This window comes from Bacillus sp. FF-1, assembly GCF_028548245.1.
GTDB lineage: Bacteria > Bacillota > Bacilli > Bacillales > Bacillaceae_G > Bacillus_A > Bacillus_A paranthracis.
Genome location: NZ_JAQQGG010000002.1, coordinates 518,455 through 532,408 on the forward strand (window position 1 = coordinate 518,455; position 13,954 = coordinate 532,408).

Annotated in this window: 15 protein-coding genes; 5 read left to right on the forward strand and 10 right to left on the reverse strand. The window is 35.8% G+C overall.

All coding sequences use genetic code 11. The features are described 5' to 3' along the window. Positions 1–14 precede the first annotated feature (14 nt). From PQF83_RS08120 to PQF83_RS08140, 5 genes are read right to left on the reverse strand one after another with little or no spacing between them, the layout of a single operon-like run. The gene (locus PQF83_RS08120; RefSeq protein WP_000956375.1) at positions 15–1,499 is read right to left on the reverse strand and encodes an aldehyde dehydrogenase family protein; all 1,485 of its coding nucleotides are present in this window, start codon (positions 1,497–1,499) and stop codon (positions 15–17) included. Positions 1,500–1,517: 18 nt separating this feature from the next. Then, a complete protein-coding gene (gene dapA, locus PQF83_RS08125) occupies positions 1,518–2,414 on the reverse strand; it encodes a 4-hydroxy-tetrahydrodipicolinate synthase (RefSeq protein WP_000789610.1) in 897 nt (298 codons plus the stop codon). Positions 2,415–2,436: 22 nt separating this feature from the next. After that, the gene (locus PQF83_RS08130; protein WP_001025583.1) at positions 2,437–3,378 is read right to left on the reverse strand and encodes a proline racemase family protein; all 942 of its coding nucleotides are present in this window, start codon (positions 3,376–3,378) and stop codon (positions 2,437–2,439) included. Next, positions 3,375–4,412, reverse strand: a complete 1,038-nt coding sequence (locus PQF83_RS08135) for a proline racemase family protein (protein WP_001257532.1) — start codon at positions 4,410–4,412, stop codon at positions 3,375–3,377. Before PQF83_RS08135 ends, PQF83_RS08130 begins: the two co-directional genes overlap by 4 nt. Next, the gene (locus PQF83_RS08140; RefSeq protein ID WP_001215251.1) at positions 4,409–5,584 is read right to left on the reverse strand and encodes an NAD(P)/FAD-dependent oxidoreductase; all 1,176 of its coding nucleotides are present in this window, start codon (positions 5,582–5,584) and stop codon (positions 4,409–4,411) included. Before PQF83_RS08140 ends, PQF83_RS08135 begins: the two co-directional genes overlap by 4 nt. Positions 5,585–5,764: 180 nt before the next feature. Between PQF83_RS08140 and PQF83_RS08145 the strand changes: the two genes are divergently transcribed. The 4 genes from PQF83_RS08145 (at position 5,765) to PQF83_RS08160 (ending at position 9,334) form a co-directional block, all read left to right on the forward strand. Further along, entirely contained in the window at positions 5,765–7,426 is a 1,662-nt protein-coding gene (locus tag PQF83_RS08145) for a sigma-54 interaction domain-containing protein (protein WP_000885712.1), read from the forward strand. 74 nt (positions 7,427–7,500) lie between these two features. Further along, positions 7,501–7,773: a (2Fe-2S)-binding protein gene (locus tag PQF83_RS08150; protein ID WP_000182238.1), complete on the forward strand. Its 273-nt coding sequence runs from the start codon at positions 7,501–7,503 to the stop codon at positions 7,771–7,773. Next, on the forward strand, positions 7,770–8,102 hold the full coding sequence (locus tag PQF83_RS08155) for a (2Fe-2S)-binding protein (RefSeq protein WP_000087049.1): 333 nt from the start codon (positions 7,770–7,772) through the stop codon (positions 8,100–8,102). The genes PQF83_RS08150 and PQF83_RS08155 overlap by 4 nt, the downstream gene beginning before the upstream one ends. Beyond that, positions 8,099–9,334 carry an NAD(P)/FAD-dependent oxidoreductase gene (locus PQF83_RS08160; RefSeq protein WP_001000597.1) on the forward strand — a complete coding sequence of 412 codons (1,236 nt, stop codon included), beginning with the start codon at positions 8,099–8,101 and terminating at the stop codon, positions 9,332–9,334. The genes PQF83_RS08155 and PQF83_RS08160 overlap by 4 nt, the downstream gene beginning before the upstream one ends. Positions 9,335–9,358: 24 nt before the next feature. Here PQF83_RS08160 and PQF83_RS08165 read toward each other — a convergent pair whose 3' ends face one another. Both PQF83_RS08165 and PQF83_RS08170 read right to left on the reverse strand, forming a co-directional pair. Further along, complete coding sequence (locus PQF83_RS08165; RefSeq protein WP_000447759.1) at positions 9,359–9,667, reverse strand: YxcD family protein; 309 nt, start codon at positions 9,665–9,667, stop codon at positions 9,359–9,361. After that, on the reverse strand, positions 9,655–10,104 hold the full coding sequence (locus PQF83_RS08170; protein WP_000914477.1) for a hypothetical protein: 450 nt from the start codon (positions 10,102–10,104) through the stop codon (positions 9,655–9,657). Before PQF83_RS08170 ends, PQF83_RS08165 begins: the two co-directional genes overlap by 13 nt. Positions 10,105–10,363: 259 nt before the next feature. Between PQF83_RS08170 and PQF83_RS08175 the strand changes: the two genes are divergently transcribed. After that, entirely contained in the window at positions 10,364–11,128 is a 765-nt protein-coding gene (locus PQF83_RS08175; protein WP_000447224.1) for a DUF1836 domain-containing protein, read from the forward strand. A gap of 180 nt (positions 11,129–11,308) precedes the next feature. On the opposite strand, the gene PQF83_RS08180 is transcribed toward PQF83_RS08175, so the two are convergent. The 3 genes from PQF83_RS08180 to PQF83_RS08190 form a co-directional block, all read right to left on the reverse strand. Beyond that, on the reverse strand, positions 11,309–12,145 hold the full coding sequence (locus PQF83_RS08180; RefSeq protein ID WP_000680858.1) for a metallophosphoesterase family protein: 837 nt from the start codon (positions 12,143–12,145) through the stop codon (positions 11,309–11,311). Between the two features lie 64 nt (positions 12,146–12,209). Continuing rightward, positions 12,210–12,707: a GNAT family N-acetyltransferase gene (locus PQF83_RS08185; RefSeq protein ID WP_000454877.1), complete on the reverse strand. Its 498-nt coding sequence runs from the start codon at positions 12,705–12,707 to the stop codon at positions 12,210–12,212. Between the two features lie 35 nt (positions 12,708–12,742). Then, on the reverse strand, positions 12,743–13,858 hold the full coding sequence (locus tag PQF83_RS08190) for an HD domain-containing protein (RefSeq protein ID WP_000275985.1): 1,116 nt from the start codon (positions 13,856–13,858) through the stop codon (positions 12,743–12,745). Positions 13,859–13,954 lie beyond the last annotated feature (96 nt).

Below are 13,954 nucleotides of genomic sequence, written 5' to 3' on the forward strand. Positions count from 1 at the left end.
ATTTCATCTCTCTATTACTTTATATTTACCCAAACACTTTTCACTTCTGTGTAATTATCAAGCGCATATGAACCTAACTCACGGCCGATACCAGATTGTTTAAATCCACCAAATGGTGCCGCTGCATTTTCTAAGTTATAATCATTAATCCATACCGTTCCTGCCTTTAATTTATTGGCAACTTGATGTCCTGTTTTAATATTTTGTGTCCATACGCCTGCAGCGAGTCCGTAAGAAGAGCGATTTGCTCTTTCGATTACTTCTTCCGTTGAATCAAATGGAAGTACAACGACAACTGGACCGAAGATTTCTTCCTTAACTATCGTCATATCGTCAGTAACATCTATGAATACTGTTGGCTGTACAAAATAACCTTTTTCAAATGCACGTTCACCACCAGCAGCAACAGTCGCGCCTTCAGCTTTTCCTTGTTCAATGTAATGTAGTACACGCTCTTGTTGCTTTTTAGATACGAGAGGACCCATTTCCGTTTCCTTCTCCATACCTGCTCCAAGTTTCACGTTATTCGCCATTTTTACTAGTTCATTTACGACTGTTTCGTAATGTTTTCGGTGAACGAACACGCGAGATCCAGCACTACAATTTTGGCCGTGATTATACATAATACCTTGGAATGCACCGTTAATCGCTTCTTCTAAATCAGCATCTTCTAAAATGATATTTGGTGATTTACCACCAAGTTCTAACGTTACATGTTTAATTGTTTCTGCAGATTGACGCATAATATATTTTCCTGTAACTGTTGAACCTGTGAAGGCTACTTTATCAATATCATGATGGTTTACAATTGCAGCTCCCGCTTCAGGGCCGAAACCTGGCACAAAGTTTACAACACCATCTGGAAAACCTGCTTCTTTAAAAAGTTTCGCTGTATATAATAACGATAAAGGAGTTTGTTCTGCTGGTTTTAATACGATCGTACAACCTGTTGCTAGTGCAGCTCCCATTTTCCAAGAAGACATAACGAGCGGAAAATTCCAAGGAATAATTTGACCTACAACGCCAACAGGTTCATGGCGTGTGTAATTTAAATAATCTTTTGAAATCGGAATGGTTTGCCCGATAATTTTCGTAGCCCATCCCGCATAATAGCGATAATTTTCTACAGTCGCTGCAATATCATCATCCAGTGCTACTTGATATGGCTTCCCATTATCTAAAGCTTCTAACTGTGCTAATTCTTCTCCATGCTCTTCTATTAAGTCTGCTAATTTATAAATAAGATGTGCTCTTTCAGCAGTAGTCATTTCTGCCCAAGGTCCTGATTCAAATGCAGATCTTGCCGCTTTTACTGCGACATCGATATCCTCTTCTTGTGCTTCGCATACGATAGCTAAAATATCTTCAGTTGCTGGATTGTATGTCTCAAATGTCTTTCCACTAATGGAAGGAACAAATTCACCATTAATAAACATTTTAATTTCTTCATTTAAAAACGCTTTCACTTTTGGTTTTAGTTCAATGTTTTTCGTTAACATTTATGCTCTCCTCCTTATTTAAACAGCTGCATGAGCTGCAATTTTTGAAATAATCGTTTGAAGTTTTTGATCTTCTTCTTCAGTTAATCCGAGTCTCGGATAACGTGAAGGTCCTCCAGCTTGCCCGTGTAATTCCATTGATCGTTTCACAATTTGCACATACTTTCCTGATCCTTCAAGAAACTCGCAAAGGGGTAAAATAGCGTCGTTTATTTCCCAAGCTTTTTCTAATTCACCATTTTGGAAATGCTCATACATTTTCGTAACAAGTCCCGGTACGATATTACCTGCTACTGAAACCCATCCCGTTGCACCAACTAAATAAGATTCCATAACTAAATCTTCAGATCCACAGAACACTTGAAAAGCATCTTCGCCTTGTCTTACTAAATCTCTCGCTTTTCGAATATCTCCGCTAGATTCTTTAATATGTGTAACATTTTCACAGTCTTTTCCAATACGTAGCATGAGGTCTGTACTCATATCAACACCAGATGTAAACGGGTTATTGTATAACATAATTGGAATATTTACAGCGTTTGAGATTTCTTTAAAATGAAAATATATTTCCTCTTCTTTCGGTTTACAATAATACGAATTTATAATTAATGCACAATCCGCTCCATGCGCTTCTGCATGTTTCGTATATTCAATCGTCTCTTTCGTCGTCTCCGCAGCAGTTCCAACAATAACTGGTATACGACCATCAACTTCTTTTAATACTGTTTCTACCATTTTAAATCGTTCTTCTTTTGATAAACTAACAAACTCTCCTGTGCTTCCATTAATAATAATGCCAGCCACTTTTTGCTCAATAAAGTAGTTTACGTTTTGTTTTACACCGTTCCAATTAATCTCTTGAAACTCATCCATCGGTGTGATTAATACTGGAAATGCCCCTTTAATATTTTTCATATTTATCTCTCCCTTTACTATTTTATTTTAATAAAAATCCTGTCGGAAACGGATCTGTAGGATCTAATAGAAACGTCTGCATCCCTGTAATAAATCCTCTACTTTCAAAACGGAAAATGTAACCTATTTCTTCCTTCTTCACTTTTTCAACAGTTATAAAGCTATTACATATACTTTCATTTATAAAAGGTTTATCCGCTATATAATTATTTTTAAATAACGCGTGAACATAAGACACAATAGTAGAAACAAAACCTGGCGATCGTACGATAAAGTTATCTTCATGAAAGGTAATCGACTTTATATGGTTCTTTTCTTTTTGCGAAGAATCTACTAAAATAAGCCTTTTTATTAACGACTGTTTTTGTATAGCTTGTAGTGTACTTTCTCCCCATTTTTTCAATTCAGAAATGTTTTCAATATGAATTTCTGGTGAATACGCATCTTTTTCTACAACTGCGTATACTTTATCTGCCTGTATGAGAGAGTAACTTATATGTTCAACTTGTAAATTTTTCTCAATCATATAACATACTTTACTTTCAAACGAAACAGATACAACTTCATCATGCTCTACATACGCATGAACTAAAAATATGCCAGATAACGTTTCGATTTTGTATTGATTCGTCTCTCTCTTTTTTAAATATCCGCTTTCTAGTAACATCGTTATGACTGCGACAATACCTCCGTAATGAAGAGGTATTGACCCTTCATGATTAAAAAATAATACAGCTGCATCGATTTCCGGATGAATAGAAGGAACGACGATACATCCATTTAAACCGATAAAACCACGCGGTTCATTTAATAAAAGCTGCATTTCTTCCGCTAATTCACCTGAAAATTGTTCGTTTAATTGTTCTAAATTGTAGTAGTACTTGCATGGTACATCTTTGATTACACGGAATACCTCGCCATTTACGTGTACGTCTACTGCTGTATACATTTTTTGAATGTTCATTTTACATCCTCCGTTTCATGTTCCATCGGCGGAATTAGCAAAAAGCCTTCTTTCAGTGGATCCTTTTCATTGTAAAAAAATCTATGCATCCCCATAAGCCAAGCTGAACCTGTAATTTTCGTTACGACAGCTTCAATATTTTCAACATTTGTCGTATTTATAACGCACCCTTTAAATAAAGAACCAACGATACTCTCGTGAACAAACTCTTCATCAATCTCAATTTTTTGGTTAGCATATAATACCGCTAACTTTGCTGATGTTCCTGTACCACATGGAGAACGATCAATTCCTCCAGGCGGAACGACAACTGTATTTTTCACATGCGCACTTTCATGTGTAGGATCTGTATAAAACTCCACATGGGTTAATCCTCTAATAAACGAATGCTCTGGATGAATGATTTCAAATTTCTCATTAATGATATTTCTTATATGAATTGCCTTATCTATGATTGTAGATGCGTTTTCTGGTACTAACTCTAACCCTACTGATTTCGCATCGATAATGGCATAAAAATTCCCTCCATACGCAATATCAGCCTCTACAGTTCCAATGTCTTCGACGTTTACAGTAATGTGTTTCAGTAAAAAAGCTGGTATGTTACAAAAGGAGACTTCTTTCGCTTTTCCATCTTGAACAAAGATATCCACTTCAACTAACCCGGCTGGCGTGTCTAACTTTAACGAGGTAATCGGTTCAACTACCGGAATTAAACCTGATTCAATTAAAGCTGTACATACACCAATTGTATCGTGACCACACATCGGTAAATATCCACCTGTCTCTATGTAAATAACACCAATATCTGCTTCAGGATGACACGGATCTGTTAATAGTGCTCCTGACATTACATCATGACCACGCGGTTCATTCATTAACAATTTGCGAATCCAGTCATACTCCTTTTTCATATGTAACATCTTCTCTGCCATCGTCTCGCCTATTAACTTAGGTAGACCGCTAATCAATGTTCTCGTTGGATTCCCACCCGTATGTGTATCAATCGTCGTAAAGACTCTTTGTGACCTCATCCGTTTAACACCCTTTCTGTAAAACGACTCAAACGAAGTGGTTCAATAGGAATGATTGTTTCTTTTTCATTTAATAACTCTTCAATCACTTTTCCTGTAACTGCGGCAAGACTAATGCCATCCCCCTCATGCCCTGCTGCTATAAAGTAATTTGGGATATGTTCCACACGTGAAATAATCGGCAAATGATCTTCTGTCCACGGGCGTAATCCAGCATAGGAACGAATCACCATCATATCCGCCATTTTCGGATAAAAACGTATTGCTCTGTTCGCAATACATTTAATAACCTCGTTATTTATCCTCGTATGAAACCCTACAAACTCTCTACTACTACCAATTAAAAAATTTTGGCTTTCTGTCGGCTCAAACACAAGAGCTACCCCATATTTTTCAGTTAAAGCATCCACTTTTCGTTGTCCGCCAAATTTAGAAATTAAATAACCAAATTCCATTACTTTACGGCAACCAACGTGTTGTTGCCTTGAAGCTACAATAATATGCCCTTTTCTCGGTTCAATTGGGATATTTATATCCAACATTTGTCCGATTTTCGGAGCCCACACACCCGCTGCGTTCACCACTTGCTTCGCAGTAAACGTCCCATTTGTCGTTTCTACAATAAAGGAACCTTCTTTATCTCTTTTCATTTCTTTTACTTCCGTATGATTAAAAGCCTTCGTACCATATTTCTTCGATTCTGCAAGAAGTGAAAAAGCAAGAAGATATGGATTTACAGTCGAATCTGTTGCGCATTCTAACCCGCCTAATAAATCATCTGCAAAAAATGGCGATTCTGCTCTTATATCTTGCCTATCAAGCATTCGAAACGGTAAACCCGCTTCTTTTTGACGATTCACCCATTGCTGCGCTGCTTCCATCTCTTCATCCGACTCACATACAAGAATACTTCCTGGTGCCCTATATTCAAATGAGTGCTCTAACTCTTCACTTAAATCCGTTACTAATTTTTGACTTACTAACGACATTTGACTATCAAATCCTGGGTCTTTATCAATAGCCAAAATATTTCCGTCACACCGTGAAGACGTCCCGCTGACAAATTCTCCTTTTTCAATGATTGTTACGTCTCTTCCGTATTTTGAAGTGTAATAAGCGATCGAGCAGCCAATAATACCGCCGCCAATTATTAAAACGTCGCAGTGCCTCACAAAATACTCCTCCTTCCCCTAAAGCTCTCACTTTCTTTTATGCAATTGACGTGCCAACTGTACATATATACAATTTTTATAAATAATATTTTTATTTGTAAAAATATTTTAAATTTATCGCAAATAAGTGTATTATTTTTTTATCACTGTCAAAATTTTTATACATAATAGGAGGACAATATGGCATTCTCATTTCCCACAATAAAAGAATTTCTAAAAATTTTATCCATTAATCATACATACTGCTTGCAACATATTGAGCAAATTAACGGAAAGTATTATTACCGCCCTTCTACTACAGAAAAATATAACTGCGCAGTAATATATGAAGATGAATCATTCACCGCTTTAATTGACGCGTTTTCCAATGAAATAGTCGTTATCATAATGAACGAAAATAAAGAGCCTATATGCTGTATAACAGCTCAGCAAATCATCCCGTTTCTTGTTAAGTCATACAATGAACTCCATTCTTTTTATAACACCGTAATACAAACAACGGATTCTTCCGTTACAGTCATCGATGATAAAGAACGCGTTTGCACCTGGACAGATGGCGCCGAGAAGATCTTTTCAGTCAAGCATAATGAGATTATTGGGCAACCTATCACTCGTTTTTTTGACTATAAAGATTTGGAAATTTTGCAATCATTACATGACGGAAAAAGTATAATCGCTCAGTTCCATCAACCTCGTCCAGATTTGTTCGTATTAATTAACTCAAATCCAGTTTATTGTAACGGTGAAATTATAGGAGCAGTCGTTTCAGAAACTGACGTTACAAATCAAGTCGCATTAAATGAAAAACTATTCAATATGTCACATGAAATGCACCGTTTAGAACAAGAAGTAGCAAAGTATAAAGATGAATCCGACCCTTTCCTTACGATGAATGGAAAGAGCCCCGTTATACAAAGAACGATACAATTAGCTAGAAAGGTTTGTTCGGTGAAATCAACTGTTTTAATACTCGGCGAAAGTGGTGTTGGAAAAGAAGTATTTGCGAAAGCAATTCATGATGCAAGTGAAGCAGCTAAAGCTCCGTTCATTTCAATTAACTGCGGCGCAATTCCAGAAGCATTATTTGAAAGTGAATTATTCGGCTATGAGCGCGGGGCGTTTTCTGGTGCAAATAGTAAAGGTAAGAAAGGTAAAATAGAGCTCGCCCAAGGTGGCACATTATTTCTTGATGAAATAGGAGAAATGCCGCTCGATATGCAAGTGAAACTTTTACGTGTACTACAAGAACGAAAATATTACCGAGTTGGTGGAGAAAAAGAGATTCATATTGATTTCCGTATTATCGCTGCTACCAATCGTGATTTACAAGAAGAAATGAGAAAAGGCACGTTCCGAGAAGATTTATACTATCGTCTAAATGTAGTTAGTTTGCATATTCCACCGCTGCGCGAAAGACGCGAAGATATCATTGAATTAACCTACTCTTTCTTAAACGATTTTTCAATCAACTATAACAGACCCATTCGCGACTTACCGTCCAGCATTATGCATGAACTGCTTCATTACAATTGGCCAGGTAATATTCGCGAGCTCCGTAACGTTGTCGAAAGACTTGTCGTATTTGCGACTGACGGTATTATAAAACAAGAATATTTACCATTTCATACAACCGAAACTTTAGATAATCATGCGGCTCATTCCTTATTACTCAGCAACAATAATACAATCCTCTCTTTACAAGAAGAGATGGAGGAACATGAGAAAAAGGTCATTGAGAGGGCTTTACGCATTTTGAATGGAAATAAATTAGAATGTGCGAAACAACTTGGTGTTACGAGAGCCACTTTATATAACCGTTTAAAAAAGCTCGGGTTACAATAAACCTTACCTCCTCTATATTGGCATAGTTTTTGCATTATATAATTTGTGCAAACCGAACTAGAGGAGGAATACATATGACGAATAAAGACCACTTAATTGTTTGTCGATGTGAAGAAGTTACATACGGTCAACTTCAATCGACAATTGCTGAATATAAATGCTCGGCAAGAGAATTAAAACTAAGAACACGTGCTGGCATGGGATTTTGCGGTGGCCGCACATGTAGAATGATGATAGATCGAATGATTGAACATGCAAATCCAGGCGTAACTACAAATGATATTCCATTGAAATATCAACCACCGGTACGAGCAGTTACTTTTGGATCGGTAGGTGAAAGTAAATGAGTAGAATTACACATCACCCTATTTTAGGAAGTTTACATAATAGTAATCGCATTACTTTTCAATTTAACGGTCAACAATATGAAGCATATGAACATGAAACGATTGCGGCCGCTTTACTTGCAAACGGAATAAGAACATTAAGAGTGCACGAAGATAACGGAACGCCGCGAGGTATTTACTGTAATATCGGACATTGTTCTGAATGCCGCGTCACAGTAAACAATCAAGCAAACGTACGAGCATGCTTAACTGTCGTTGAAAAAGATATGGTTGTTGCTAGTGGTAAACAGCATCCAAATATCGTGAGAGAGATGGTGAAAAAGCGATGAATGATGTCATAATTATCGGAGCTGGCCCAGCGGGTTTATCAGCCTCTATCTCTTGCGCTCGATTTGGACTGAATGTACTTGTTATTGATGAATTTATGAAGCCTGGCGGAAGATTGTTAGGACAATTACATCAAGAACCTACTGGAGAATGGTGGAACGGGATAAAAGAATCAAAACGCCTTCACGAAGAAGCACAATCTCTTTCAGTTAATATTCAATGTGGCATTTCCGTCTATAATTTAGATAAAGATGAAAGTTCTTGGTACGTACATACGAATATCGGTACGTTAGAAGCACCGTTCGTTTTACTTGCTACTGGCGCTGCTGAGTACTCCATTCCCCTTCCCGGTTGGACACTTCCAGGAGTCATGTCAATCGGAGCAGCCCAAGTAATGACAAATGTTCATCGCGTTCAAGTTGGGGAAAAAGGAATCATTATTGGTGCTAACATTTTGTCATTCGCTATTTTGAATGAATTACAATTAGCAGGCATCAAAGTTGAACATATCGTACTTCCTGAAAAAAGTGAATTAAGTCAACAGGCTGGAGAACCAGAAGAAGTTTTTAACTCTCTTTTAAATGCGGCTCATCTCGCTCCTTCTGCTTTTCTACGCATAGGTAGCCATTTTATGAAATATGGCTGGATTCGAAAAGCCGGATTAACCTTCTATCCAAACAGCGGAATGAAAATAAACGGTACACCTCTTCACCTTCGAAAAGCAGCTCTTGAAATTATCGGAACAAATCAAGTTGAAGGTGTACGCATTGCTAATATTGATACGAAAGGAAATATCGTAACCGGATCGGAACAAATATATGAAGCAGACTTCGTTTGTATTGCCGGTGGCTTATATCCTCTCGCTGAACTAGCCGCTGTAGCTGGCTGTCCGTTCCGTTACATTCCGGAATTAGGCGGGCATGTTCCTCTCCATTCCGAAGCAATGGAAACCCCTCTTTCTGGTTTATTTGTAGCCGGCAATATAACTGGCATTGAAAGCGGGAAAATTGCCATGGCACAAGGGACTGTTGCTGGATATTCAATTGTAAAACAGGCAAATAAAAAATCCCATTCTGTGGAACAACAATTGCAACAAGCAATCCAACATGTACATGCGGTACGTCAACAAGCTGCCATTCAATTTAACCAAGGTGTTGATGTCGGTAGACGGAAAATGAATGAAATTTGGCGTGATTATTCCCTTGCATATGCACATACTAAAAAGAGCTGCTGAGAATACTCTCAACAGCTCTTTTTCCTACTCATCTGAGTTATTAAATTTCGCTAACGCGTAAATACCTTCTTCATCATCTAATTCAAGTTGTAATCTCGCCGCAAATGAATTGACATTATATTCTCTGTCAAGTAATAAGCGTAGTGCTTCGATTAAGTTCGCTTGAATTAAAATTTGCTGGCGACCATTTACCTCTACTTCAGCAGAAAAACCATAGTCATCGTCGTACATAAGTTCAACTAAAACTTCTTCTGGACCAACTTGTCTTTTTTCAGCGATATATACGCAAAGGGCATTGATCAGTTCTTGTTCAGAAATTTTTATCGTTTCCATGCTACTTCATCTTCCTTTTTCTTACGTTGATCTTTGAAGTATTTAAATGCACGAATTGCTAACATTACGATACCAGCCATTACTAACATATTTACCATAAATGCTAATACAGAACCAAGAGCTCCCATATTTGCAAATAAGCTACCCATTAGTAAACCACCGAGACCACCTAGTAATAAACCTTTCATAAAGCTTCCTTTATTACTTTTTGGTGCTGTATTTGTTGCTTTTGTTTTTGAATCAGGAGTCGTTTTTTGAGAATTTACATTTGAGTCTTTTTTGTTTAAATCAACTTTTGACTTTTGACCTGAACTTGGTGTAAACGACTTTTTACCAGATTTGTAACTCTTCGCTGCTGCGTGATCTACAAACATGAAGCTACTAGCTCCAAAGATAACCATGAATGCTGTCATGACTGCTACAAGTTTTTTCAACATATTATATCCATTCTCCTTTTATATAGATATATGTGAAATCTACCTTTCTAGTAAATTCAGAATGATAGATTTATTTTTAAAAACATTTTAAAGGTTCTTATGAACTTATTATATGAACTTTTGTCGAAATATGCAAGTGTTATTTACTTCCGACAGTTTAGTGACAAAGGAAAAATTAAGCAAAACAGAATTGACTTTAAATGAAACAAAACATATTATAGGTTCATAAGAACTTTTTATTATTTATGGAGGTGAAAAGATGGAAACATTTCATCTCACACGAAACGAAATGGCTACCCTTCTTCTATCATTAAGAGGATGGAATACGAAAAAGCCTCTCGGTATTTTACAAGAAGCTTGGGCAAAGTCACATAAAAAAGATATTGAAAGCGGACAAAGCGTAACTGCTTTTATCACTACCGCACTTTCACCTATTTTTGAAAAACTGATAAAAATTGACGATACAGACGTCGGTTTCTCTTTAAATGAAATAGTCGCGCTTGGCAATCAGATCGAAAACACAAGTTTCTCTGTAACTGCCATGCAAAACTGGGTGAAACGAGATATAAAAGAAATGATTGGCTCTCCTCAAAAAGGAAAAAAATATTCAATTGAACAAGCAGCCTTACTATTCATTGTTGAAGATTTAAAAACAGCACTTGATTTTGAATCCATTCGTAAGCTATTACGCCTTATCGTAAACGACCCAGCCGATCGAAGTGATGACTTAATCAATCCTGTTCATTTATATGGAGCATACTCTTCTCTATTTGAAGAACTCAATCAAGGGAATTGCTTACAATTAAATGCAACAGATACAATCCATACAATTGAAAACATCGTAAAAGAAAGAGCTGATAAAATTGCAAGCAAGTTCGATCAGGTTAATAACGAACAACGTGAAGCAATCCGTAACGCCATTATTATCGCCACACTTTCTGTACATACCGCATATGTACAAATGTTAGCGAAACGTTACGTAACAGCAACTTTATTTCTACAAAATTTAGATGTGAAGCCGTAAAAAAACAAGCATCCCCCTATCTTATATGTAGAACTGGGAGATGCTTGTTTTTTATATCAATATAAGATGCAAAAATCGTTTACATATAAGTTTCATTTTACAATTGCTCTTGATTATGTAATTATCATTACTAATCTATAATTCATTCAACAATCTTCATTTCGTGCTACTAAATGCCTATTAGATTTTCTCGATAAACTTAATTACATCATCGTTGTAATTGTATTTATCATTAATTTCTCGCAATAATTCAATATCGTGAGTATGAGTTTTTCCAGTCTCGAGCAATTCGCGATATAAATCAATATAAGGAAGATTTTTACTAATAGCGTTTTTTAATTCCTTTTCTACATCATAAGAAACTTTTTTAAATCTCACCTCCGCAATCCCTGCCTCATCAATCTCAAGAATTGCATACTGAGCACGTAAGTCAGAGTTTAGCTTATTCCACTTGTAAAAAGGTTGTCCAACTGTTCCTGGGTTAATAATTAATTGATCATTGCTACTATAGCGCAACAATTGATGGTGGGTATGAGCGTAAATCGCAATATCATATTCACGATCAAATAACCGATCAAACTGTTCCTGATTATTAGTGGGCCACAAATCTCCTCCGTAATTTTTATTTTGTAAATTATGACTAATACTGATTGATAAATCATTAACCTGTTTTATTATCTGTAATGGTAAATTTTTAATATGCTTAATATAGTTTTCATCCAAGTTTTCACATTGATACTGAACTAATCTAGAAACATAAATATCAGTTGCGTTATCAATATCAATGTTTTTATTAAGAACATCAAGAAAGCTATCTTCCCAGTTTCCTTGTACATAAGTATCAACGTTAATACTTTCTAACATTTCAAATAAATCATTCGATCCAGGACCAGGCATAATTAAATCTCCTAAAAACCAATACTCAGTCACACTTTCTTTCATAGAATCTTCGATAACTGCTTTTAAAGCAGTTGCATTTCCATGTACATCTGCCAGTAATGCAATTTTATGTTTCATGTATTTTATTCACTCTCCCTAATTCACGCTATATTCAGAATTAAATACACACGCTTTTTTCTTTCTATACTGTTTCCTCTTTCTTAACTCTACGCATTTCGTACACTTTCACTTCATTCTCCACATACGATTTTACTTTTTCAAATCCAGCTTTCTCATAACAACGAATCGCCCTCTTGTTATCTTCCCTAACTTGCAATAGAACTGCTTCTATATCAGGGTCTAAAAATGATTTACTAATAAAATACTTTGTAATCTCCGTTCCAAGCCCTTTTGAATATAAATTCGAAACGCCAATGAGAATAGAGTATTCCATCACATATATATCATCATATTTCGTCTTTTTTAATCCAACTCTACCTATTACTTCATCCTTCACTACTATTACATGATAACTTGCATGAGACCGCGACAATTTTTCGGTCCAGTACTGACGAAGCTCTTCGATTGTATATCGCTTAAATGGTTTTATATCCGCTATGTTATGTAATTTTTCATCGTTATACCATTCTAATATAACTGGTAAATCATCCATTTCTAAAAGGCGTTCTTTCCACTCCACATTTCCACCTCATCCATTTTATGTTTTCAAACTAATTAAATTGAATATGCATATTCTTTTTTAGGTAACCTTACTATCTCTCGAATAAAAGGGGATTTTTCTACAATATCCTCTAGCTGCCCCTCACTATAGACGTAAATACCACCTACATATGAACTGTACGCCTTTTTCTCAATTATTATTGCTAAATTATTATTCTCCCTCTTAAAATCACCCTCCAGCCCTTTTTGAAATGATAAACTTTTAGTACCTGAAAAATAAAGCTGAATTAACGCCACTAATTGTTTGTCCTCTGATTTTGCAAAGCACTGAACTTCATGTAAAATCATTTCATCTTGTAATGGAAGAAAGTCCTCTACTAATAAACCCTCTTCTTTATAAAAGAAATTTTGTAATTCAGGAGTATAGAATTTAAGGTTTTTTTCAGTTATCTTTTGAAAAATGGATTGCAACAATAAATCTTTTCCTATTACAAACGGATGACCAAAGCCATTATTATAAAGTCCTTCTTTCATTTTCATTAGTTGTTCAATCAAAGGGATTCCAGATTCTTCAATTACAAGTTTACCATTAATAAAACGCATACTAGCAATCAGTTCTTCAATTCTTAAGCCCTCTAATTCAAGATTAGAATAATATAAATCTCTATTCCAAAAATCTAATTGATCCATGCCTAATGAATTAAATAATAGTTCATCTATAATTAGAAAAGCACCATCTTCTGTTAAAGCTTTCATTACATCATCTAATAATCCAGGGGTCTGATTTAAAATCGTGCGTATTTCTTCGTCCTCTTGAATGATTCGTATAGTCCACTCACCATGATCTTCACCTGATATTTGTTGAAAACAATGCGAATACGGACCATGGCCAATATCGTGTAGAAGTGCTACAACAGATAATAATTCCCTCTCATATTCTGATAAATGAATATCACCAATATTCGTAAGATGTTCTATCACTTTATTTACAAGTACATATACACCTATTGAATGTTCTTTCCTCGTATGTATTGCGTTTTCGTGTAAAAAGTATGTATGTCCTTGTTGTTTTATATCCGCCAACCTTTGAAATGCTTTTGTATTTATCAATTGAAGAATATATCTATCCTGAATAGATATTGGTCCATAAATCGGATCTGTAATATACATATGTTCTCCTCCTATTTTTGTAAATTAAAGACCTCCACTATTATACTTAATTTTCAGTCTATTATCATTAGAATATGAGGAATTTTTAATAATCTT